At 65.0% G+C, this 21,347-nt stretch carries 20 protein-coding genes and 1 pseudogene; 9 read left to right on the top strand and 12 right to left on the bottom strand.

Going from position 1 to position 21,347, the window contains the following annotated elements; all coding sequences use genetic code 11:
* Positions 1 to 121 precede the first annotated feature (121 nt).
* The gene (locus tag AC56LV_RS05955) at positions 122 to 1,465 is read left to right on the top strand and encodes an ATP-binding protein (RefSeq protein WP_499556467.1); all 1,344 of its coding nucleotides are present in this window, start codon (positions 122 to 124) and stop codon (positions 1,463 to 1,465) included.
* A gap of 324 nt (positions 1,466 to 1,789) precedes the next feature.
* On the opposite strand, the gene AC56LV_RS05950 is transcribed toward AC56LV_RS05955, so the two are convergent.
* The 7 genes from AC56LV_RS05950 to purU form a co-directional block, all read right to left on the bottom strand.
* Entirely contained in the window at positions 1,790 to 3,292 is a 1,503-nt protein-coding gene (locus AC56LV_RS05950) for a tripartite tricarboxylate transporter permease (RefSeq protein ID WP_332531780.1), read from the bottom strand.
* A gap of 5 nt (positions 3,293 to 3,297) precedes the next feature.
* The gene (locus tag AC56LV_RS05945) at positions 3,298 to 3,762 is read right to left on the bottom strand and encodes a tripartite tricarboxylate transporter TctB family protein (protein ID WP_499556466.1); all 465 of its coding nucleotides are present in this window, start codon (positions 3,760 to 3,762) and stop codon (positions 3,298 to 3,300) included.
* Positions 3,763 to 3,949: 187 nt separating this feature from the next.
* Positions 3,950 to 4,924, bottom strand: a complete 975-nt coding sequence (locus tag AC56LV_RS05940) for a tripartite tricarboxylate transporter substrate binding protein BugD (protein WP_499556465.1) — start codon at positions 4,922 to 4,924, stop codon at positions 3,950 to 3,952.
* Positions 4,925 to 5,174: 250 nt separating this feature from the next.
* On the bottom strand, positions 5,175 to 7,487 hold the full coding sequence (locus AC56LV_RS05935; RefSeq protein WP_499556464.1) for a xanthine dehydrogenase family protein molybdopterin-binding subunit: 2,313 nt from the start codon (positions 7,485 to 7,487) through the stop codon (positions 5,175 to 5,177).
* The gene (locus AC56LV_RS05930; protein ID WP_499556463.1) at positions 7,484 to 8,509 is read right to left on the bottom strand and encodes an FAD binding domain-containing protein; all 1,026 of its coding nucleotides are present in this window, start codon (positions 8,507 to 8,509) and stop codon (positions 7,484 to 7,486) included. The genes AC56LV_RS05935 and AC56LV_RS05930 overlap by 4 nt, the downstream gene beginning before the upstream one ends.
* Complete coding sequence (locus AC56LV_RS05925) at positions 8,506 to 9,030, bottom strand: (2Fe-2S)-binding protein (RefSeq protein WP_258834276.1); 525 nt, start codon at positions 9,028 to 9,030, stop codon at positions 8,506 to 8,508. The genes AC56LV_RS05930 and AC56LV_RS05925 overlap by 4 nt, the downstream gene beginning before the upstream one ends.
* Positions 9,031 to 9,135: 105 nt before the next feature.
* The gene (gene purU / locus AC56LV_RS05920) at positions 9,136 to 10,029 is read right to left on the bottom strand and encodes a formyltetrahydrofolate deformylase (RefSeq protein ID WP_499556462.1); all 894 of its coding nucleotides are present in this window, start codon (positions 10,027 to 10,029) and stop codon (positions 9,136 to 9,138) included.
* 113 nt (positions 10,030 to 10,142) lie between these two features.
* On the opposite strand from purU, the gene AC56LV_RS05915 reads away from it, so the two are divergent.
* Positions 10,143 to 10,634, top strand: coding sequence for a GNAT family N-acetyltransferase (locus AC56LV_RS05915; RefSeq protein WP_499556461.1), 492 nt, complete (start codon positions 10,143 to 10,145; stop codon positions 10,632 to 10,634).
* 3 nt (positions 10,635 to 10,637) lie between these two features.
* Here the strand turns inward: AC56LV_RS05915 and AC56LV_RS05910 are convergent, their stop codons facing one another.
* A complete protein-coding gene (locus AC56LV_RS05910; RefSeq protein ID WP_499556460.1) occupies positions 10,638 to 11,105 on the bottom strand; it encodes a hypothetical protein in 468 nt (155 codons plus the stop codon).
* A gap of 273 nt (positions 11,106 to 11,378) precedes the next feature.
* Here AC56LV_RS05910 and AC56LV_RS05905 point away from each other — a divergent pair, with 273 nt between their 5' ends.
* On the top strand, positions 11,379 to 12,017 hold the full coding sequence (locus AC56LV_RS05905; RefSeq protein WP_499556459.1) for a PEP-CTERM sorting domain-containing protein: 639 nt from the start codon (positions 11,379 to 11,381) through the stop codon (positions 12,015 to 12,017).
* Between the two features lie 16 nt (positions 12,018 to 12,033).
* Here AC56LV_RS05905 and AC56LV_RS05900 read toward each other — a convergent pair whose 3' ends face one another.
* On the bottom strand, positions 12,034 to 12,567 hold the full coding sequence (locus AC56LV_RS05900) for an ankyrin repeat domain-containing protein (RefSeq protein ID WP_499556458.1): 534 nt from the start codon (positions 12,565 to 12,567) through the stop codon (positions 12,034 to 12,036).
* Positions 12,568 to 12,625: 58 nt separating this feature from the next.
* Positions 12,626 to 13,834, bottom strand: coding sequence for an MFS transporter (locus tag AC56LV_RS05895; protein ID WP_499556457.1), 1,209 nt, complete (start codon positions 13,832 to 13,834; stop codon positions 12,626 to 12,628).
* Between the two features lie 108 nt (positions 13,835 to 13,942).
* Here AC56LV_RS05895 and AC56LV_RS05890 point away from each other — a divergent pair, with 108 nt between their 5' ends.
* Positions 13,943 to 14,881, top strand: a complete 939-nt coding sequence (locus tag AC56LV_RS05890; protein WP_499556456.1) for a LysR family transcriptional regulator — start codon at positions 13,943 to 13,945, stop codon at positions 14,879 to 14,881.
* Positions 14,882 to 14,899: 18 nt separating this feature from the next.
* Here AC56LV_RS05890 and AC56LV_RS05885 read toward each other — a convergent pair whose 3' ends face one another.
* The gene (locus tag AC56LV_RS05885; RefSeq protein ID WP_499556455.1) at positions 14,900 to 15,484 is read right to left on the bottom strand and encodes a TonB-dependent receptor domain-containing protein; all 585 of its coding nucleotides are present in this window, start codon (positions 15,482 to 15,484) and stop codon (positions 14,900 to 14,902) included.
* Positions 15,469 to 16,935: pseudogene (locus tag AC56LV_RS05880) on the bottom strand (TonB-dependent receptor domain-containing protein); the annotation flags it as partial. The gene AC56LV_RS05885 and the pseudogene AC56LV_RS05880, both read right to left, overlap by 16 nt.
* A gap of 365 nt (positions 16,936 to 17,300) precedes the next feature.
* Here AC56LV_RS05880 and AC56LV_RS05875 point away from each other — a divergent pair.
* The 5 genes from AC56LV_RS05875 (at position 17,301) to AC56LV_RS05855 (ending at position 21,328) form a co-directional block, all read left to right on the top strand.
* Positions 17,301 to 17,615 (top strand): c-type cytochrome, encoded by a 315-nt coding sequence (locus AC56LV_RS05875; RefSeq protein ID WP_499556454.1) that lies wholly within the window; start codon positions 17,301 to 17,303, stop codon positions 17,613 to 17,615.
* Positions 17,616 to 17,703: 88 nt separating this feature from the next.
* A complete protein-coding gene (locus AC56LV_RS05870) occupies positions 17,704 to 18,435 on the top strand; it encodes a hypothetical protein (RefSeq protein WP_499556453.1) in 732 nt (243 codons plus the stop codon).
* 355 nt (positions 18,436 to 18,790) lie between these two features.
* On the top strand, positions 18,791 to 20,377 hold the full coding sequence (locus tag AC56LV_RS05865) for a flavin monoamine oxidase family protein (RefSeq protein WP_499556452.1): 1,587 nt from the start codon (positions 18,791 to 18,793) through the stop codon (positions 20,375 to 20,377).
* Positions 20,374 to 20,778, top strand: a complete 405-nt coding sequence (locus tag AC56LV_RS05860) for a c-type cytochrome (RefSeq protein ID WP_499556451.1) — start codon at positions 20,374 to 20,376, stop codon at positions 20,776 to 20,778. The genes AC56LV_RS05865 and AC56LV_RS05860 overlap by 4 nt, the downstream gene beginning before the upstream one ends.
* 40 nt (positions 20,779 to 20,818) lie before the next feature.
* Complete coding sequence (locus AC56LV_RS05855) at positions 20,819 to 21,328, top strand: RidA family protein (protein WP_499556450.1); 510 nt, start codon at positions 20,819 to 20,821, stop codon at positions 21,326 to 21,328.
* Positions 21,329 to 21,347 lie beyond the last annotated feature (19 nt).

Here is a 21,347-nt window from a genome sequence, read left to right as displayed (position 1 = left end):
TAACAATTTGTAGGATAATGCGCCGTGGTGGCGGGGTATAATTCGGCCCGCCACCGGCCTCTGCACTCTTCAGATGCCACTTATTTCTGTAGAGTGACACCATGATCTTTCCCCAGCGCGCATGACGCAGGCCATTTTGACGCTCAATGTCGATACCGAATTCGACGTGATCGTCGCGCGCCAGCGTGCGCGCCAGATCGCCGGCGCCTGCGGCTTCGGTTCGGTCGACCAGGCCCGTATCGGCACGGTCGTGTCCGAGCTGGCGCGCAACATCTTCAACTATGCCGGCGCCGGTTCCGTCTCGTTCGTGGCCGAGGGGGCCGTGGCGCCGCAGCATCTTTCCATCACGTTTGCTGACCGCGGGCCGGGCATCGCCGATGTCGGGCACATCCTGTCCGGCGCGTACCGGTCGACCTCGGGCATGGGTGTCGGCATTCTGTCGGCCCGCCGGCTGATGGACCAGTTCGACATCGACAGTGGGCCCGCCGGCACCCGGATCACGGTTGGCAAGCGCTTTCCTGTCAACGCCGGTTTCATCAGTGCTGACGGGTTCGGCCCGCTGGTGGCGGGGTTCGAAACGCTGCCCAATCATGCGGCCTTGTCCGAAGCGCGGCACCAGAACCGCGAACTGGCCGACGCCCTTGGCGCGCTGCAGGCGCGGCAGGAAGAACTGCAACTCGTCTCGACCCGCCTCGAAGAGCGCAACCGCAATATCGAAGCCCTGAACGACCTGCTGGACGACAAGGCTGCCGCGCTGCAGAAAGCCGATCGCAGCAAGGACGAATTCCTCGCCACACTCAGCCACGAATTGCGCGGGCCGCTGTCGGCGGCGGCCATGGCGGCAAGCATGCTGCTGCCCGAGGGCGTCACGTCGCAGCGCGCCAACCAGATGGGCGAACTGATCCGGCGCCAGGTCACGCACATGAGCCGGCTGGTCGAGGATCTGCTGGACGTCTCGCGGGTGAGCCGCGGCCTGGTGCAACTGGAAAAAGCGCCGGTGGAACTGGCTGACGTAATCGCCGCGGCGCTCGAGCAGGTGCAGTCGGCCGCAAACCAGAAACGGCACCGCCTCGAACTGGCAGCGGGTGCGCCCAGCCTGCCGGTGCTGGGCGACCGCACGCGCCTGATCCAGGTGGTGAGCAATCTGCTGACCAATGCGATTCGCTACACGGACAGTGGCGGCATCATCCGTGTCGCCCTGGAAAAGCGGGGCACGATGGCAGCGCTGCGGGTCACCGACAACGGCATGGGCATCGCGCCCGACCTGATGCCGCGCCTGTTCGACCTTTACGTTCAGGCCGAACGTTCAGCCGACCGCACCGGCGGCGGCCTCGGCCTGGGTCTGGCCCTCGTCAAGAACCTGGTCGAAGCCCACGACGGCACCGTCACCGCCCACAGCCCCGGCAACGGCCAGGGCAGCACCTTCACCGTCCTCCTCCCCCTGCACACCGAACGCCGCGAATAACCGCTCGGCCCAGCCCGATCCGACCATCCAATTAGGGTCAGAGTCGAATTATTGAGCAATAAATCTCTCTACATTGTCCGTGTGCAATGCCGTCAGGCAGCATTCCGCGCGGCTATTGCTTTCCAATTGGGGTCGGAGTCAGATTGTTTGACAACATTGAGGAATTGCCCAATAAGTCGACTCTGACCCTAATTGTTCAGTATCTGGTGACGGGGGTGGGGCGGGGTGAAGCGTGCTCTCGGGCGTAAACGGCGACCGCCCGGGCCGGCCTGGGGGCCGGCGCCGGGCGGCGCGGGTGGTGCGGGTTGACGTTGGCTTGGTGCCTTAGTCTTCCTGGAAGGCTTCTTCGCGTTTCTTGCGCAGTGATGGCAGCAGCACGACGATCATGGCGGCGGCGGCCAGGCCCAGCATGACGCCCGAGATCGGACGCTCGATGAATACCATTGGGTCGGCGCGCGAGAGCAGCAGGGCGCGGCGCAGGTATTCTTCCATCATCGGGCCGATGATGAAGCCGAGCAGCATCGGCGCGGGCTCCAGTTCGAGCTTGGCGCACAGGTAGCCGAGCAGGCCGAACAGCGCCATCAGGTAGACGTCGAAGGTGCTGTTGTTCAAGCTGAACACGCCGATCGCGCAGAACATCAGGATGGCCGGGTACAGCATCTGGTACGGCACCATGATCATGCGCACCCAGATACCGATCATCGGCAGGTTCAGCACGACGAGGAACAGGTTACCGACCCACATCGAGACGATCAGGCCCCAGAACAGGCCAGGCTGCTCGGTCATGACGGCCGGACCAGGCTGGATGCCCTGGATGATCATCGCGCCGATCATCAGCGCCATCACTGGGTTCGATGGAATGCCCAGCGTCAGCATCGGGATGAACGAGGTCTGCGCGCCGGCGTTGTTGGCCGCTTCCGGCGCCGCAACACCTTCGATGGCGCCCTTACCGAAGTTGGCCGAGTTTTTCGACACTTTCTTCTCGAGCGAGTACGACGCGAACGAGGCCAGCATGGCGCCACCGCCCGGCAGGATGCCCAGCAGCGAGCCCAGGCCCGTGCCGCGGATGACCGGCCACATGATGCGCTTGAAGTCTTCCTTGTTGAGCATCAGCCCGGTGACTTTTTTCATCACCAGGTTGCGGTCTTCGTTGTGCTCGAGATTACGGATGATTTCGCCGATACCGAACATGCCCATCGCGACGATGACGAAGTTGATGCCGTCAGCCAGTTCCGGCATGTCGAAGGTGTAGCGCGCCGAACCCGAGTTGACGTCGGTACCGACCACGCCCAGCAGCAGGCCGAGCAGCACCATGCCAATGGCCTTGAGCAGCGAGCCGCTGGCCAGCACAACCGAAGCGACCAGGCCCAGCACCATCAGCGAAAAGTATTCGGCCGGGCCGAATTCAAGTGCCAGATCGGCCAGTGGCGGCGCGGCCAGGGCCAGCAGGACCGTGGCAACGGTACCGGCGAAGAACGACGAGATCGCCGCAGTGGCCAGCGCCTTGCCGGCCTGGCCGTTGCGGGCCATCTGGTAGCCGTCCAGTGCCGTCACCACCGACGAGGATTCGCCCGGCAGATTGACCAGGATCGCGGTGGTCGAGCCACCGTATTGCGCGCCGTAGTAGATACCGGCCAGCATGATCAGCGCCGACTCTGGCGGCAGGCCGAACGTGGCCGGCAGCAGCATGGCGATGGTGGCGATCGGGCCCAGGCCCGGCAGGACGCCCACTGCGGTGCCGACGAACACGCCGACCAGGCAGTAGAACAGGTTTTGCATGGACAGGGCCGTCTCGAGGCCCAGTGCGAGGTTACTGAAAATTTCCATATGATTTAATTCCCACCGAGCCAAGGGCCAATGATCGGCATCGGCAAGCCAAGCAGCTTGACGAACAGACCGATTGCAAACAACGTCATGCCCACGGCCAGCGCGAGTGACTTCTTCAATTCAAATTTATCGCTGGCGTACGAGCTGATCAGGATCAGCAGGAAGCCCGCAGGCGCCAGTCCGGCATTGCGCACCAGGAAGCCGAACAGCAGCACGGCGGCCAGCACGATAATCAGTTCGCGATAATAGATGCGGCCGATCGCTTCGCCAGGACGGAAGAACGAGCGCACGAACGAGGCAACGCCGATCAGCGAAAGCAGGGCGCCCAGCACGATCGGGAAGTAGGCCGGACCCATGCGGCCGGCACTGCCCATTTCGTATTCCTGGCCGATGATCACGGCGCTCAGACCGAAGAATAGAAAGACAATGCCGCTCCAGAAGTCTTTCGGATGGCGGATAAATGCTGGCACGGTGGTGGTCCCCTTTATGGTGTTGCAGATGCGGTGATGCAGATGCAGTGGTTCGAAAAGCGTGAATGCAGATCACTGATGCAGCCCCGCGCGACGACGATGACAACGACGCTGGCCAGGCTCCAGATGCGACGACGCCGCACCGCAGCCGGACAGGACGGCGCGGCGCGAAGTCGTCAATGCGGCATCAGTCGGCGAAGGCGCCGGCTTTCTTGATGATCGGGCCCCACAGGTCGATCTGCTGCTTCAGGTGCGTGCGCAGGGCTTCCGGCGTGGCTTGATTGGTCGGAACCGGCTCGGTACCCAGGTCGGCGAAGCGCTTGACCACGTTCGGATCGCGCAGTGCGGTGCGCAGGGCGTTCGACAGCGCGTCGACAGTTGGCTTCGGCGTGCCTTTCGGCGCGTACAGACCGTGCCAGACACCGACTTCGAAGCCTGGCAGGCCAGCCTTGTCCAGCGTCGGCAGGTTCGGCAGCGAGGCGACCGGGGTCTTGGTCGTTACGCCGTAGGCCTTGATCTTGCCGCCCTTGATCTGGCTGGTGGTGTTGGTGGTCTGGTCGCACATGAAGTCCACCTGGCCGCCCAGCAGGTCATTCATTGCCGGACCGGTGCCTTTGTACGGGACGGTGGTCAGCTCGACGCCCATCGCGGTCTGCAGCAGCATGCCGCACAGGTGCGACGCCGAACCCAGGCCGGCGTGTGCGTAGGTAACCTTGTCCTTGTTGGCTTTCACGTACGTGATCAGCTCTTTCATGTCCTTGGCGGGGAAGTTCGCCTTGGCGACAACGGTCATTGGCACGTCGGTGATCAGGCCGATCGGTTCGAAGCTGGTGATTGCGTCATACGGCAGCTTGCGGTACAGCGCTGGCGCGGTCGACTGGCCGATGTGATGCAGGAACAGCGTGTAGCCGTCAGGCGCGGCCTTGGCAGCGCGCGCAGCGCCGATGGTGCCACCGGCACCGCCGACGTTTTCGACGATGATCTGCTGCTTGAGCGTGTTGCCCATCGACTGCGCCACGAGGCGCGCGACGGTGTCGGTCGGGCCACCAGCCGCGAACGGCACGATCATGGTGATGGTCTTGGTCGGGTAGGCCTGGGCATGGGCCAGGCCCGTGCCGAAAGCGGTCAGGCAGGCGGCTGCGCACAGCATCTTGAGCTTCATGGTGTCGTCCTCGGATCTCATTTTTGGTTTAGTTTGGCAACCGGCACTATGACTGTGCCGTGCTCCCTGTGGCGTTGTCTTACGCACCAGATGTTTTACCAGCAAACATATTGTTGTGCAACTACGTGGAAACACGTATGTGGTTTGCATGACGCTCTTTTCAGCAAAAACGAATAGAGAGAAAACGCAAAACCGAAAACAAAAAACGCCATCCGAAGATGGCGTTTTTGGTCGCTGCAGCGCCGTATTGTCAGACCGGCGGCTGCACCGGGAGTTCCCGGTCGCCGAGCAGCAATTTCGCTGGCGTCATCGGTGTTGTGCGCAGGCGCGTACCGGTGGCATGGAAGATGGCGTTCGAGATCGCCGCCGCCACGCCCACGATGCCGATCTCGCCCACACCCTTGGCGCCCAGCTGCTTGCTCACGATGCGATCATCCTCTTCGACAAAGATCACGTCGATATCGTGGATGTCGGCATTGGCCGCCACGTGGTATTCGGCGAAATTGTGGTTCATGAAGCGCCCGTACTTGTGATCGGTATGGGTTTCTTCATGCAGGGCCTGGCTGATGCCCCAGACGACCGCGCCGCTGATCTGGCTGGCGGCCGTCTTGCCACTGATGATGCGGCCGGCTGCAATCGCGCTGACCACGCGCGTGACGCGCACCATGCCGAGCTTTTCGTTGACGCGCACTTCGCAGAACACGGCCGAGTGCACGGCGCGCGCGTACTTGCGCTGTTTGAGCATCTGCGGCGTCATGAAGTATTTCTCTTCCACCTGGTCGACGCCTGCATTCGCCAGCGCCTGGGTGAGCTCCACGCGGCGCGACGGGTCGGTTTTCAGGAAGACTGCGCCGTCGCCGAATTCGACGTCGCGCATGCGCGCCTTGGCCAGTGGCGAATCAGGCATCTTCACCGCCATTTTCAGCAGGGACTTCTTGAGCTTTTCACAGGCCCCGAACACGCCGGAGCCCACGGTGGCTACGTGCGACGAACCACCCTCGATCGGCGCCATCGGCAGCGTCGAGTCGCCCAGCTGGAAGGTCACCAGCTCCATCGGCAAGCCCATGGCCTCGGCGGCAATCATCGACATCACGGTATAGGTGCCAGTGCCGATATCGGTGGCCGCACTGCTCACGACCAGGCGGCCATTGCTGTGCATCACGGCGCTCACGCGCGCCACCATGACCAGGGCATCCCAGATGCCGGATGCCATGCCCCAGCCCACCAGCTCGTCGCCGTCCTGCATCGAGCGTGGCTCGATCGGACGCTTGTCCCAGCCGAAGCGCTCGGCGCCCTGGCGGTAGCACTCGCGCAGTTCCTTGCTCGAGAACGGCTTGTCCTCGATCGGCGAGATCTCGGTGTAGTTCTTCAGGCGCAGTGCCAGCGGATCCATTTTCAATTCATAGGCCAGCTCGTCCATCGCCACTTCCATGGCGTGCACGCCGTGGGCGGCGCCCGGGGCGCGCATGTCCAGCGGCGTGAAGCGGTCGTTCGCGACCACCTGGTAGCCGAGCTTGATGTCGCTGCACGCATACAGCTGGCCCGACCAGTTGACGATCACTTCGACGTAATCCTCGAGGCGCGAAGTTTCCTGGATCGCTTCGTGCCAGATCGCCTTGAGCGTACCGTCCGGCGCAGCGCCCAGACGGATGCGGTGCCAGGTTTCCGGACGGTGGCCGAAGCTGAACATCTGCTGGCGCGTCAGCACGACACGCACCGAACGCTCGAGCTGCAGCGCGCCCATCACGGCCAGCGGCAGCTGGTATTGCGGGCGCAGGCCGGAACCGAAGGCGCCGCCCACGTACGGGTTGCGCACCGTGACTTCGTCGCTCGACAGGCCGAAGCCGTGCGAGACATACCAGCGGCTGTTTTGCGAGCTTTGCGTCTTGTCGTAGATGGTCAGATGGCCGTTTTCGCCGCGAATCACGGTCGAGGCGAACATTTCCATCGGATTGTGGTGCTCGACGCCGTTGTAGTACTGCGAGTCGACCCGTACTTCGGCCGCCTCGAACGCCTTCTCACCGTCGCCGATCGAGCTTGGCGGTACAAAGCCCGCTTTCATCTTGCGTGGTTCGTAGGCCTGATCGAGACTCTTGAGCAGATTGGTTTCGTGCGCGTCGACATCGTAATGCACGCGCACCAGCGAGGCGGCGTAGCGCGCGGCTTCGAAGGTCTCGGCGAGCACCAGCGCCACCGGCTGGCCGCTGTAGAAAATCTCGTCCGAGAACAGGGGGCGGAACGGCGAGCCGGCCGGGGCCGTCATGTCTTTCCAGGCCAGGTCGAACGAGCGCATCTTGGGGCGGTTCTCATGCGTCATCACGGACAGCACGCCCGCGACAGCCAGCGCCTCGGCCGTGTCGATGCCGGTGATGCGGCCCTTGGCCACGGTGCCGCTCACGACCACGCCATAGGCCAGGTCGGGAGCGAAGTATTCGGCAGCGTATTGCGCCTCGCCGGTCACCTTGGCGCGGCCATCAATGCGCGAGACCTGCATGCCGCTTTTCACGCGGCCGGTGCCGGCCGGCGCGCTCGGCGCGCGCAGTTCTGGAATCAGGTCGGTCATGCTTGTTCTCCTTGTGCATCGAGTCCGCGCGCATGGTCGGTGCCACGCGCAGCAGTGGTCAAGGCTTGCACGATGGCGTTGCGCGCCAGCGGCAGCTTGAAGTCGTTTTGGCCGAAGCCCTGGGCGCCCTGCAGGATCGTTTCGGCGGCCTTCAGGAATGCCGCTTCGCCGACCGCCTGGCCGACGAGCGCTTCTTCAGCCGCTTCGACGCGCCACGGCTTGTGGGCCACGCCACCGAGCGCAATGCGCGCGGCGCGGATCGTGCCGTCGGCATCGAGGTCGAGCGCAGCAGCGACGGACACCAGCGCGAACGCGTACGACAGCCGGTCGCGCACCTTGATGTAGGCACTGTGACCGATAAAGCGGTCAGCCTCGGGCACGGTGATGTGGGTGATCATCTCGCCTGGCTGCAGCGTGTTGTCGATCTGGGGCGTGTCGCCCGGCAGGCGGTGGAAATCGGCAAACGGAATTTCACGTGCACCGCTCATCGAGCGCACGTGCACCGTTGCATCGAGCGCGCGCAGGGCCACGCACATGTCCGACGGGTGGGTGGCGATGCAGCTTTCGCTGGTGCCCAGGATTGCCAGCTGGCGGTTCAGACCCTCGCGGGCCGGGCAGCCGGTGCCGGGTTCGCGCTTGTTGCAGGCGGTGCCGACGTCATAGAAGTAGACGCAGCGGGTGCGCTGCATCAGGTTGCCGCCGTTGGACGCCATATTGCGCAGTTGCGGCGAGGCGCCGGCCAGGATCGCCGACGACAGCAGAGGATAGCGCTCGCGCACCACCGGGTTGTAGGCTGTGTCCGCGTTGCGGGCGAGGGCGCCAAGCAGCAGGCCGCCGTCTTTTTCTTCGACCTGGTCCAGGCCGAGGTTGTTGATGTCGACCAGGCGTGACGGCTTCATCACGCTTTCCTTCATCAGGTCGAGCAGATTGGTGCCGCCGGCGATCGGGCGGGTGTCAGGGTCGAGCAGGGCGGCCAGCGCCGCGTCGACGTCCGTGGCTTGGGTAAAGGCGAACGGGTTCATGACAGCACCGCCCCGGTCGTGAAGCCTTCGGTGGTTTTCTTCGTGTCGCGCATGTCGAGAACCTTGATGACCGCATCGGCGATCTGCGGGTAAGCGCCGCAGCGGCACAGGTTGCCGCTCATGAGTTCACGCACGTCGTCGCGCGACGTGGCCTGGCCTTCGTTGATCAGGCCCACGGCCGAACACAGCTGGCCCGGCGTACAGTAGCCGCACTGGAACGCGTCGCAGTCGATGAACGCCTGCTGCAGCGGATGCAGGTCTTCGCCGGTAGCCAGGCCTTCGACGGTGGTGATCTCGCGGCCGTCCTGCATGACGGCCAGCGTCAGGCACGAGTTGATCCGTTTGCCGTCGACGAGCACGGTGCAGGCGCCGCACTGGCCCTGATCGCAACCCTTCTTGGTGCCGGTCATGCCTGCGCGCTCGCGCAGCAGGTCAAGCAGCGTTACCCACGATTCGACGTTGAATTCCCGGTCCTGGCCGTTGATGCGCAGGCGCACCGGATGCTGCTGTTGATGTTCCATGTTCTTCCCCTCTGTGAGAAGGTATGAACATAACGTCCTGTTACATTTGCGACGGTTAGATGACGCACTTATATTAGGTATAAGTCAACGTTGCCAGGGATGTCATTACGGCCCGCGGAACACGACAGTCTTGTTGCCATCCACGAACACACGGCGCTCGATATGGAACTTGACGGCCGTGGCCAGCGCCAGGCATTCGTTGTCGCGCCCCACGCGGGTCAGTTGGTCGACCCGGTAGTTGTGGTCCACGCGCGTGAGCACCTGTTCGATGATCGGACCTTCGTCCAGATCGGGCGTGGCGTAGTGGGCCGTCGCGCCGATCAACTTGACGCCCCGGTCGAACGCCTGCTGATACGGCTTGGCGCCCTTGAAGCCTGGCAAAAACGAGTGGTGGATATTGATGCACTTGCCCGCCAGGCGGCGCGCCAGGCCATCCGACAGAATCTGCATGTAGCGCGCCAGGACCACGAGTTCGGAGTCGGTCTCGTCGACGATTTCCAGCAGGCGCGCCTCTTGCTGCGCCTTGTTGTCCTTCGTCACCGGCAGGAAGATGAAGCGGATGCCTTCGCGTTCGACCATCGGGCGCAGGTCGAGGTGGTTCGACACCACTGCCGTGATCGACAGATTGAGTTCGCCCGTGCGGCGGCGGTACAGCAGGTCGTCCAGGCAGTGATCGGTTTTGGACACCATGATCACGGTGCGCACCGGGTCGAGCGGATCGTAGATTTTCCAGCCCATGTCCAGGCGCGTGGCGACCGTGCTGTCGAATTCCGCGCGGATGGCGTCGATGGCCGGCGACTTGTCCTGCTGGCGAAACACGGCGCGCATGAAGAAACGGGCGGTCGAATCGTCGTCGAACTGTTCGAGCGCGCAGATATAGCAATCGCGCTCGGCCAGGAAGGTCGCGACGGCCGCGACGATGCCGATGCCGGCCGGGCAACTGGCGTGGAGGATGTATTCGGGGCGGGTTGGCGGCGTGACGTCGCTGGTGCTGCGCATGCTGGTTCCTGTCGGTGATGAGGCGATGTTGTCAAGACAGCTAGAATGCGCGATGCCGGGACGGGCGTCAAGGCCATGCTACGATGCCCGTTTTTTTCGCCCGCTCATCTCCCATGTCCACCACCCTGCGCCCGATGCTGCCCACCGATCTCGACGCCGTGCTGCGCATCCAGGCGGCCTGCTATCCGGCCGCGATGCAGGAGCCGGCAGCGGTCGTCGCAAGCCGGATGGCGGCGGCGCACGGGACCTGTCTGGTTGGCATGCACGAGGGCGTGGTGCGCGGCTACCTGTTCACCTATCCGTCGCGTCTGGGACTGGTGACGGACCTGAACGCACCGTTCACGGTAGCGCGCCAGCCGGACACCCTGTATCTGCACGACCTGGCAATCGAGGCATGCGCACTCGGGCGTGGAATGGCGCGGGCATTGGTCGACGAAGCATTGCGTCGCGCGCGCACGCTCGGACTGGCACACGCGGCCCTGGTATCGGTGCAGGACAGCGAGCGCTTCTGGCATGCGCTGGGCTGGCGTGAAGCCTCGATGCGGTGCGCCGGCCTGCACACCTATCCGCCCGGCGCGCTGTACATGGTACGCACGCCTGTCTAACGTTTATTGGACCCGGCGCACTTTGGCCGAGCTGTTGCCGCCATCGACTTTCAGGAACAGCGTGCCGAACACGTTGCGCTCGATGGTCACTCCCGCATCCTTCGTGCGCGGCAGGACGGCGTCGCTGCCGTCGATGACGCGCCAGACCTGGCCATTGGCCAGGCGGATCTGCGAGCCGGGCCCCCAGCCATCGAAGTCGCCCACGACAGTGCTGCGGATCGACGCCGGCTGCGCTTCGCGCTGCTTGACCGCTTCCAGGCCAAAATTCTGTTCCGGCGTACGGGCCGGCGCAGCGGCAGCGGCAGGGGTGGCCGGACCGGCGGCGCCGACGGGAATCGCGTCATAGCAGGCCACGCGCGTGGCGGTGTCGCTCAGGGCGCGGCATTTGAGCAGCGCAACATCGTCGGCAAGCGCGGTGCCGCTGGCAGTCAGCAGTGCAACCATAAGGACGGGCAGGGACAGGGCTTTCATCGGGGGCCTTCAGGTAGTTGGAATCGCGCCCTGGCATCAGGGCGGTCACGATTATAGGGGATGTGCGGGGCCTGGTGGCTGGCACGTCAGGCCGCCGCAGCAACGGTGCAGAGCATGACAAAGCTGACGTGCTTTGTCGGAGAACTTGACACCGCGTCTGTGCCGAATAACCACCCATGATAAATGTTGTTTAGAATCAATGGGATGCTGGTACTAAATCCACGGGCGCGATTCTTGCTGACGTATTGTAGGAACTTTCCGAGGAGATCATCGATGACGCGCATTGCCCCCATCGCCTTACTGCTGGCCGCCGCCCTGGCGCTGCCGGCGCAAGCCGCAGTCACCTACAGCTGGCAGCAAGTGAGTACGTCCAGTTCAATGCCGACCGGCCTCAACCTGGAATTGGTGTTCTCCGAGGAGGCTGTCACCGCCGGCGCGTTGTCAGTAGATATCCGCAACGACTGCCACATGGGTCCGCCGTGCCTCGACCCTCAGTCCAGTTTATTGTCCATGCGCTACTGGTTCGACGACCCGTACATCGGTGGCCAGCACAACCTGATCGACTTCGGCTACCGCACCCTGCCGCGCAATTATTACGACCGTATCGTCATGGACCTGACTTTCCTGGCCGGTGGCCTCCTCGGGGGCAGCATCTTCGCCTCGGACGGCAACTCGGATTTCCAGATGATGAGCGAGGGTGCACTGTTCAGCGTGATGACCGCCAACAGTGACGAACCGTTTGGCTGCGGTTGGCAGTACCCCGACTGCAGCGGCGCCAGCGGCATGCTGGTGGCTGCCGCGCAGGAAGCGAGCGAGGTGCCGGAGCCGGCCACGGGCGCCATCGTCGGCCTCGGCCTGGTGGCGGCCTGGTTCGCGCGCCGCCGTCAGCGGCCGGCGCGCAGCAGCGCCTGACGCACGGGCTTCGCCGTCAGTTCGCCGGCGCCAAGAGGGCCGCAGTGTCGGTGGCGCCCATTTTTATCGCCGCATCGTAGGCGGTCACGCCTGACGCGTCGCGCGCCGCCGGGTCGGCGCCGCGTTCCATCAGCAGCCGGGCAATGGCAACCCGGTTGAACATCGCGGCGAACATCAGCGCCGTGCGGCCGGACGGGCCGGCGAAGTCCGGCAGCGCGCCCTTGTCGAGCAACAGCGTCGTGACCGCCAGGTCGCCCTTGAACGCGGCGCCGTGCAGCGGCGTTTGCCCCGCATCGTTGATCAGGTGCGGATCCGCGCCATGCTCGAGCAAGACCCGCGTCGCGTCCAGATGGCAGTGGTAGCTGGCCAGCATCAGGAGGCTGTCGCCTTTCTCGTTGCGCAGGTTTGGCGGCAGCCCGCGCGACAGGAAGGCGGCGAGGTGGTCGGCGTCGCCTGAGCGCGCATACTGGAACATATTGCGCGCCATGTTCAGCGCGGCTTCGTCCAGTTCGGCTTTGGTCGGCGTCGCCGCTTGGTCGTTCGTGTGCATTGCTTGCTCCGGATCGGGATAAAGGTTGATTAAAACACATCTCAATCCGGCGCGTCGTCTAGGCGCTCTGGCGTGCGGCCGCATGCCTGGTGGCTTCGTGGATCCAGACCGGCAGCGCCAGCGCTGGCAGCAGCATGCCGACCAGCAGCGCCGCGTGCCAGCCATAAGCGGCATACACCCAGCCGCCCAGCGCGGAGCCGACCGCACCACCGGCAAAGAACAGCGCGAAGTACAAGCCATTCAGGCGGCTGCGCATGTCCGCACCCAGCGCGAACAGCGCGCGCTGGCCCAGTACCAGGTTGGCGGCCACCGCAGCATCGAGGGCGATGGCGGCCACGGCCAGCAAGCCGAGCGCGACCGGTTTTGACGAGGGTGCAAACAGGGGCAGCAGGAAGCTCAGCGCGCCGACGACCAGGGCGACGGCGGTGGCTTGCAGCGTGTGCCCGTCATCGGCCAGGCGCCCGGCGACAGGCGAGGCCACGGCGCCAGCCATGCCGACCAGGGCAAACAGCGCGATGCCATTTTGCGTGAGGCCGAAGGCCGGGCCGGCCAGCGCCTGCGGCGCCACGGTCCAGAACAGGCTGAAGGCGCCGAACAGGCCGGCGTGATACAGCGCGCGCCGGCGCAGCACCACCGTCGTGGCCAGCAGCGGCCACAGCGAGCCGATCAGGCGCCGGTACGGCTGTGTCGCCGTTGGCTGGCGCAGCGGCAACTTCAGCTGCAGCACCACGGCCAGCAGGGCGGCCAGCGCGGCGGCGATCCCGAACACGGTGTGCCAGCCACCGAGGCCCGCCAGCACGCTGGCGACCGGGCGCGCCACCATGATCCCCAGCAGCAAGCCACTGACCACCTTGCCGACGATCTGGCCGCGCGTGGCTTCCGGCGCCAGGTGCGCGGCGAACGGCACCAGCACCTGGGCCACTACGGCGCCCAGGCCGATGGTCAGCGCGGCCAGCAGGAATGCCCACGCCGTGGTGGCGGTGGCCGCGACCAGCAAGGCAGCGCTCGTGACAAGAAGACCGGTGACGATCAGGCGCCGGTTTTCCACCAGGTCGCCCAGCGGCACGATGAACAGGAGGCCCAGTGTGTAGCCAATCTGGGTCAGCGTGACAATCAGCCCGGCCGCTGCCGGCGGCAGGCCCAGCGCGGCGCCGATCGGGCCGACGAGCGGCTGCGCATAATAAAGGTTGGCGACGATGATGCCGGCCGCAGCGGCCAGCAGCATGACCATGCCGGACGAGATGGACGATGACCTGGGGGTGTTCATGGCGAGCTCCATGGGATTGAATGAGGGAATGACGCCATGGTAGCCAGTTCGCCTGCGAAGATAATCAGGGCATAATGCGCTTATACCATTCACTTTATATGAACAATCATGGACAAGGTGAAAGCGATGCAGACGTTCGTGCGCATCGTCGAGGCGAACAGTTTCACGCGCGCGGCCGAGTCGCTCGACCTGCCGCGTGCATCGCTGACGGCGACGCTGCAGAATCTCGAACGCTATCTGGGCGCGCAACTGCTGCAGCGCACGACGCGCAGGCTGTCGCTGACGCCCGAGGGCGAGCGCTACTACGCCCACTGCAACGCCATTCTGGCCGCCATCGATGATGCCGAGTCCGATTTTTTGGGCGAGCACGCGGGGCGTATGCAGGGCCGGCTGCGCATTGACTTGCCGGGCGCGCTGGGGCGCGCCATCGTGCTGCCGCGCATCGGTGAATTTCGCCAAACGTATCCGGCGCTCGACCTGACGATCAGCCTGGGCGACCGCCTGGTCGACCTGACCGCCGAAGGCATCGATTGCGCATTGCGCGTGGGCGACTTGCCCGATTCCAGCCTGGTCGCGCGCCGGATTGGCCTGATGCGCTTCGTGATCGCCGCCACGCCCGGCTACCTGGCGGGGCGGGGCACGCCCGCAAGCGTCGATGCATTGGGCCAGCACGATGCGATCGTGCATTTCTCCGGCAAGACCGGCCGCGCATTCGAGTGGACGCTCGCGGGTGAAGAAAAGGGGGAGGGCGCGGGGAGCGTGGTCCGGGTGGCCATCGATGGCGGCATCGCCGTGAATGACGCCGAGGCCAACCTGCTGTGCGCGCTGCAGGGGCTGGGACTGGCGCAACTGGCGCGCTACCAGGTGCGCACGCACGTGGCGCAGGGCACGCTGGCCGTCGTGCTGCCCGCCATGTGCCCGACGCCGATGCCGGTGTCCCTGCTGTATCCGCGTGGGCGTATCGCCAATCCGCGCCTGCAGGCATTTGCCAGCTGGCTGGCCGGGGTGTTCGAGGCCGACCCCGACCTGCGCCTGGCGGATGCCTGACGCCAGGTCAGCCGCCGCTCAGAAGTCCACGTTCATCGACAGCCACAGGCGGCGCCCGTCGAGGTTGTTGACGTAGACGCTGCTGTAGGTCGGCGCTGCCGCCGGCGTCGCGCGATACGGCCGGTAGTCGATGAAATCCTTGTCCAGCAGATTGTAGATCGCGGCATTGAGCGTGATGGCCGGCGTGACCTGGTAGCTGGTGCCAAGGTGCAGCATCGTGTAGCCCTTGAAGTCGCCCAGCGCATCCCGCGCCGCGCGGGTGGCGGCCGACGTTCCCGGATCGCGGAAGCGCTCGCTGCGGTGCTCGGCGCGCAGCCATGCATTCCAGTCGGGCGAGACGTCCCACGTCAGGCGCGCATTGAACGCGTGCTTCGGTGTGTCCGACAGCGGTTTGCCGGCATTCGCGCCACTTTCCTGTTCGCTGTCGGTATACGTGTAGTTGGCGCTGGCGGCCCAGCCGGCGGCGAGCGGGAAGCGGGTGGCAAGTTCGACGCCGCGCGTGACGCCTCGTCGACGTTGATCGACTGGCCGAAGGCGTCGACGTTCGGCCAGTTGCCGAAGCTGACGCAGCCCGGCCGGTTGAGTGCCGGGCGGTAGGTGCAATTAATCAGGCCAGTACCGCTGGTGATCTTGTCCTTGAAATCGTTGTTGAAGACCGTGGCGTTCGCGGTCCAGCCGGCGCCATTGTCGAAGTAGGCGCCCAGTTCGGTGGTGACGCTGGTTTCGGGTTGCAGGTTTGGGCTGCCCACGAGCGGGATCGTACCCTGGCCACCGAAGCCGTTGATGCCGGGGGTGAGCTGCTCGACGCGCGGGGTCTTGTACCCTTTGCTCACGCCGCCCTTGACGGTCCAGCGGGGCGAGGCGCTCCAGACCAGGTAGCCGCGCGGGCTCGTCTGGCCGCCGAAGATGCTGTGGTCGTCGTAGCGCGCACCGATGGTCAGCGACACCCGTTCGTGCAGGCGCCATTCGTCTTCCACGAACAGGGCTTTCTGCGTGAACGCGAACGATTGCGGCGCGACGCCGTCGATCATCTCGGCATCCCAGTGCTGGGCGCCGATGGTGATCAGGTGCGTGCCCCATGGCACCAGGAGCTTCGTATCGAATACCTTGCTCTCGACTTCCAGCGTGCGGGGCGTGCCGGGCACCGCGCCCGGCGTACCCGGCGGAATCGTGCGGCCGATGGTTTCCGTGTTGTTCACCATATAGCTGCTGTCCCAGGTGCCGAACGGCAGGCGCGCCTTGTACGACAGCGTGGTCTGCTCGCGGTTGTATTGTTGCTCTGGCCCGTAGCCGCCCGTGCCCAGCGTGCCGAGCTGGCCGCGCGTGTTGTCATAGGTCTGGCGCGTCCTGTCGGCGTCGAGCACCAGTTCGTGGTTGCGGTACGGGGTGAACGCCAGCCGCGCGCCCACGTTGTCGATCTTCTGCTTGACGGGGTTCGCGTTCTGGGTCAGCGGTCGCGCCGGGTTGATTTCGTCGTACGAGATGCTGGCCTCGTCGCGGCGCAGGGTGCTGCCGCGCAGCGAGAGCCCCAGCACGTCGGCCTTGAGCGGGCCGCTCAGGTAGAACTTGGCGCCCTTGACGTCGCCGAATTGGGCGTCTTCCTGCAGCGTGTAGTCAGCTGCCACCGAACCGGCCCAGCGCTTGCCGACCTTGCGCGTGATGATGTTGATCACGCCGCCCATGGCGTCCGAGCCATACAGCGTCGACATCGGACCGCGGATGACTTCGATGCGCTCGATGGCGCTGACCGGCGGCATGAAGCTGGTCGAGGTGCCGCCGAAGCCATTTGGCGTGACGTTGCCGGCCGCGTTCTGGCGCCGGCCGTCGATCAGGATCAGCGTGTAGTCGCTCGGCATGCCACGGATGCTGATGTTCATGCCGCCGGTCTTGTCACCGGCCGCGCCGACGTCGATGCCTTCCACGCTTTCAAGCGCCTGCGCCAGATTGCCGAATCGCTCTTTTTCGAGCTGTTCACGGGTCAGCACCGTGATCGAGGCGGGCGCATCGCGGATCGTCTGCTCGAAGCCGGCTGCGGTCACGACCACGGTCGGCATCGTTGCCGGGAAAGCGTCGGCAGGCAAGTCAGCGGCAAAGCCGGCGAGCGGCATGGCGCCGATGGCCAAACTCAATACGGTGCGGGCACCCCGCGGGGCAGGCAGACGGTCAGTCATTGTTCAGGCATCCTTTTTATCATTCGAAGCAAATTTCCGCGTAACTACGTAAAAAGAAGTAAATTCCGCGGAACGGCGCCATTCTAGTCGTTAATGCGAATCATTCCCATTCAAATTTATTGAAGGGCGTGTCGGATGCTGTTCATGCAACGCCGGGCAGCCCATGCCAATGGGGTTTCCCGCTATGATGTCAGGTGGTGCCCGCCCGGGCGCCTGCGCCTTACGATCAACCCAGCCACTGGAGCATCATGAAGAAGTACCTGACCCTGACCCTGGCAGCGACCTTTGCCGTCGCCGCCGTCCCTGCCGCCCACGCAAACGCCGACCTGGCCAAGGCCCGGGCCTGCATGGCCTGCCACGCCGTCGGCACCAAACTGGTTGGCCCGGCCTACAAGGACGTCGCGGCCAAGTACGCGAAGGATGCCGGCGCCGAAGCGCGTCTCGTCCAGAAGATCCAGAAAGGCAGCAGCGGCACCTGGGGCCCAATCCCGATGCCGGCCAATCCGCAGGTGACAGAAGCTGAAGCCAGGGTGCTGGCGAAATGGATCCTGGCGCAAAAATGATCCAGCGGCGGCCCCGGCGCGGGCCGCCATGACCGTACCTGGCGCGTTCTTTGCATATAAGCAATGAACTCAACGCCAGGAGCGGCCGATGTTCTTGCATAACGATGTCCTCGAATACCGCGATCCCCCGGGCCATCTGGTGCGGATCCTGTGGATCGACGTGATGCATTCGGTGGCGTATACCTTTGCACTGCGCTGTCCAGGCGCGACACCGTGCAGCACGCCGCTGCACGTGCTGGTGGCGGACGTGTCGACGCGGCGCGCCCGGTTGCTGCTCACCGATCCGTGTCGTGCGCCGCGCGTCGACGCCCCATCCGGCAAGCACCACCTGCTGCAGATGAAAGCGTGGGATGCGGTGAGCGCACTACATCGCGATTTGCCGCAACTCTATCTGCCGCGCCCGCGCGCGGCCCTGCTCAGCGCCTACAGTCGCGCTCACGGGATTTCCGTCGCCAGCCTCATGCGCTATCTGCGCCGCTACTGGGAGCGGGGTCAGACGATCGACGCGCTGCTGCCCGATTACGCCAACTCCGGTGCGCGTGGCAAGACGCGGACGGCCAGCGCCGGCGTCAAGCGCGGCCGCCCGCGCAGTGGTACGAAGGGCAGCGCCAATGCGGGCACCAATACCGACGCCGCGCTGCGGGCGCTGTTCCTCGCTGCCGCGGCGCACTTTGCCGCTACGCATCCGCGCTTTTCGCGGCCGGCCGCCTATCGCCAGATGCTGCGCGACCACTTCGCCGACTGCCCGCCCGGCACCATTCCCAGTTACGGCCAGTTCAACTACTGGCTGGGACGCGACGGGATCGACGACACCCATTGAAGTGCGTCTTTACGCCACAACGGTGCAATGTCGATTTGGCATGCTCGCGGCGCGTGCGCGGCGTCGATACGTCGCCTGAGCACGATCCCTGACAGGGCAGGAAAAATAAAGTATTGAAGCAGCATGCGCCAGGAATCGGGCGAAGTGCGTCACGTTTGTCAATACGAATGAAGAAATGTGAACTCTGAATCTTCTTTGTAAAATGACGCTTACGCCGGACTTACGTTCGGAAAAATGAACGCTGTACTCTATTTTAATAATATTCGTATTGACGATTGCACCACCCACTTGGCACAGGTATTGCTGATAGGCCACTAGTTGCAAGGTCTTTCAGTAACGTCAAGTGGAGGTAGAAATGAAACGTTTGACACCGTCGCTGACCCGACGTGAGTTTTTGTACCGCGCCGCCGCCGTTGGTGGTTCGGCGCTGTTGATGGGCTCGATGAATGCGTGGGGCATGGGGATTGCCTCCAGGACCACGACACCGCCCGTGCTTGCTGGCTCCGGCAAAGGGAAAAAAGTGGTCGTGCTCGGCGCCGGCCTGGCCGGCCTGACGGCGGCCTACGAACTGGGCAAGCTGGGCTACGAGGTCCAGGTGCTCGAGGCGCGGCCCTATGCGGGCGGGCGCTGCCAGACGGCGCGCAAGGGCTTCAAGCTGCACGAACTGGGCGGCGAGGCCCAGCAGTGCCGCTTCGACGCTGGCCAGTACATCAACCACGGCCCGTGGCGCATCCCGCTGGATCACCAGTCCACGCTCTACTATGCGCGCCAGTTCAAGGTGCCGCTCGAAGTGATGGTCAACGAGAATGACCATGCCTATGTGTACCTCGAGGATGGCGGCCCGCTGTCGAAGCAGCGCCTGCGGGGCGCGCAGATCAAGGCCGACATGCGCGGCCACGTCGCCGAGCTGCTGGCCAAATCGGTCACCGGCCACGCGCTCGACACCCAACTGACCGGCGACGACCAGCGCCTGCTGCTCGATTACCTCAAGCGCGAAGGGGCGCTGGACGCCGGCGACCTGGCCTACAAGGGCCGCAGCGGCCGTGGCTTTGCCACCAACCCCGGTGCGGGGCTGGTGCCGGGCGCCGGCACGCCGTCCGATCCGCTGGCGTTTCACGATCTGCTGGCCGCCCGCGTCGGCAAGGTCTACAGCGCCGTGCAGGAGTTCCCGATGCACGCCACGATGTTCCAGCCGGTCGGTGGCATGGACGCGATCCCACGGGCATTTGCCAGCCGGCTGGGCGGCCGCATCCGCTATCACGCCGAAGTCCAGCGCATCCGCCAGGGCGACGACAAGGTCACGATCGACGTGCGCGACACGGCCAGCGGCGCGCTCTCGCGCGTCACGGCCGACTATTGCCTGTGCACGGTGCCGCTGTCGGTGCTGCGCATGATCGACACCGATTTCTCCGATGGGTTCAAGGCCGCGGTCAAGGCCGTCCCCTACGCCCCGGTCGGCAAGATCGGCCTGCAGATGAAGCGCCGCTTCTGGGAAGAAGACGACCATATCTACGGCGGCCACGTGCTGACCGACCTGAAGGGGATCAACACGATCTCGCTGCCGTCCGGCGGCTGGCAGCAGAAAAAGGGTGTCGTGCTGGGCTACTACCACTACGCGCTCGACGCCATTGAAGTGAGCGGGATGACCCCAAGCGAGCGCACCGAGTTTGCACTCGCGGCCGGCGAAAAGATCTTTCCTGCCTACCGGGCGAATTACGAAAGCAGCTTCTCGGTTGCCTGGCACCGCGTGCAGTACAGCCTGGGCGGCTGGGCCGAATGGACCGACGCCGCGCGCAAGAGCGCCTACCCGGTTCTGCTCGATGGCGAGCGCCGGGTGCTGCTCGCGGGCGAACACCTGAGCTACCTGACCGGCTGGCAGGCCGGCGCCATCGAATCGGCTTGGCAGCAGGTCGAAGCGCTGCACCGGAGGGCCAGCGCATGAAGGCCCCGATCCTTGCACTCGCAAGCGCCGTTCTGTGGACCGGCGCAGTCCAGGCCCAGGCACCCGCGCCGGCAGACGGCAAGACCTTGTTCGCCAAAAACTGCGCGGCCTGCCACCAGGCCAATGGCCGTGGCATTCCCGGCGCATTCCCGGCGCTCGTGGCCAGCCCGGTCGCCATCGGGCCGGCCGACGCCGTGGCCGAGGTGCTGCTCAGGGGGCGCGGTGGCATGCCCGATTTCAGCACCAGCCTGGATGACGCCGATATCGCCGCCGTCCTGACCTATGCGCGCAGCAGCTGGGGCAACCGCGCGCCACCGATCGCAGGCGCCGAGGTCGCCATGCGGCGCGCGGCGCTGCAGGTCGCACCGGCGGGCGACAGCCGCTTCGGCAACAAGCACTAGTGTTTTTCTTTTCCTTCCCATGCCCATGAAAGACGATCCAATGACATTTGCCGCTTTCCGCTCCATCTCGTGCCTGGCCGCTGCGCTGCTGCTGGCGCCCGCCAGTGCCAGCGCCGCAGCCACGGACATCGTGCGCCACAAGATCCCGAACTCGGATTTCCCCATCGCCCTGGCCGTGTCGGTGCCGCCAGGCGCGACGATCCACTTCATCAGCGGCCAGGTGCCGCCCATCGTCGACAAGGCGGCCGGCCCCGACACCATCGCGGCCTTTGGTGACACCAAAACGCAGACCGTCGGCGTGCTGCAGAAGATCAAGGAGATCCTCGCCGGCATGGGGTTGGGCATGGGCGACGTCGTCAAGATGCAGGTGTTCCTGGTGGGCGACCCGGCGCAGAAAGGGCGCGCCGACGTCACCGGCTTCATGGCCGGCTATACCCAGTTCTTCGGCGGCGCCCAGCCCAACCTGCCGGCGCGCGCGGTGATGCAGGTGGCGGGCCTGAGCAATCCCGGCTGGCTCGTGGAAATCGAAGTCGTGGCAGCAAAGAAGTAAGCGGCGCGGCCCGTGCCGG

Source organism: Telluria sp. RB2R28, from assembly GCF_059685835.1.
Note: the sequence above shows the minus strand (reverse complement) of the source record. Positions and strands in the feature narration are given on the sequence as shown.

What these genes read in the sequence shown, in the direction of transcription:
- AC56LV_RS05955 (WP_499556467.1), top strand. Translation starts at nt 122, where the DNA reads ATGACGCAGGCCATTTTGACGCTCAATGTCGATACCGAATTCGACGTG.
- AC56LV_RS05950 (WP_332531780.1), bottom strand. Translation starts at nt 3,292, where the DNA reads ATGGAAATTTTCAGTAACCTCGCACTGGGCCTCGAGACGGCCCTGTCC.
- AC56LV_RS05940 (WP_499556465.1), bottom strand. Translation starts at nt 4,924, where the DNA reads ATGAAGCTCAAGATGCTGTGCGCAGCCGCCTGCCTGACCGCTTTCGGC.
- AC56LV_RS05935 (WP_499556464.1), bottom strand. Translation starts at nt 7,487, where the DNA reads ATGACCGACCTGATTCCAGAACTGCGCGCGCCGAGCGCGCCGGCCGGC.
- AC56LV_RS05930 (WP_499556463.1), bottom strand. Translation starts at nt 8,509, where the DNA reads ATGAACCCGTTCGCCTTTACCCAAGCCACGGACGTCGACGCGGCGCTG.
- AC56LV_RS05925 (WP_258834276.1), bottom strand. Translation starts at nt 9,030, where the DNA reads ATGGAACATCAACAGCAGCATCCGGTGCGCCTGCGCATCAACGGCCAG.
- purU (WP_499556462.1), bottom strand. Translation starts at nt 10,029, where the DNA reads ATGCGCAGCACCAGCGACGTCACGCCGCCAACCCGCCCCGAATACATC.
- AC56LV_RS05915 (WP_499556461.1), top strand. Translation starts at nt 10,143, where the DNA reads ATGTCCACCACCCTGCGCCCGATGCTGCCCACCGATCTCGACGCCGTG.
- AC56LV_RS05910 (WP_499556460.1), bottom strand. Translation starts at nt 11,105, where the DNA reads ATGAAAGCCCTGTCCCTGCCCGTCCTTATGGTTGCACTGCTGACTGCC.
- AC56LV_RS05905 (WP_499556459.1), top strand. Translation starts at nt 11,379, where the DNA reads ATGACGCGCATTGCCCCCATCGCCTTACTGCTGGCCGCCGCCCTGGCG.
- AC56LV_RS05900 (WP_499556458.1), bottom strand. Translation starts at nt 12,567, where the DNA reads ATGCACACGAACGACCAAGCGGCGACGCCGACCAAAGCCGAACTGGAC.
- AC56LV_RS05895 (WP_499556457.1), bottom strand. Translation starts at nt 13,834, where the DNA reads ATGAACACCCCCAGGTCATCGTCCATCTCGTCCGGCATGGTCATGCTG.
- AC56LV_RS05890 (WP_499556456.1), top strand. Translation starts at nt 13,943, where the DNA reads ATGGACAAGGTGAAAGCGATGCAGACGTTCGTGCGCATCGTCGAGGCG.
- AC56LV_RS05875 (WP_499556454.1), top strand. Translation starts at nt 17,301, where the DNA reads ATGAAGAAGTACCTGACCCTGACCCTGGCAGCGACCTTTGCCGTCGCC.
- AC56LV_RS05870 (WP_499556453.1), top strand. Translation starts at nt 17,704, where the DNA reads ATGTTCTTGCATAACGATGTCCTCGAATACCGCGATCCCCCGGGCCAT.
- AC56LV_RS05865 (WP_499556452.1), top strand. Translation starts at nt 18,791, where the DNA reads ATGAAACGTTTGACACCGTCGCTGACCCGACGTGAGTTTTTGTACCGC.
- AC56LV_RS05860 (WP_499556451.1), top strand. Translation starts at nt 20,374, where the DNA reads ATGAAGGCCCCGATCCTTGCACTCGCAAGCGCCGTTCTGTGGACCGGC.
- AC56LV_RS05855 (WP_499556450.1), top strand. Translation starts at nt 20,819, where the DNA reads ATGACATTTGCCGCTTTCCGCTCCATCTCGTGCCTGGCCGCTGCGCTG.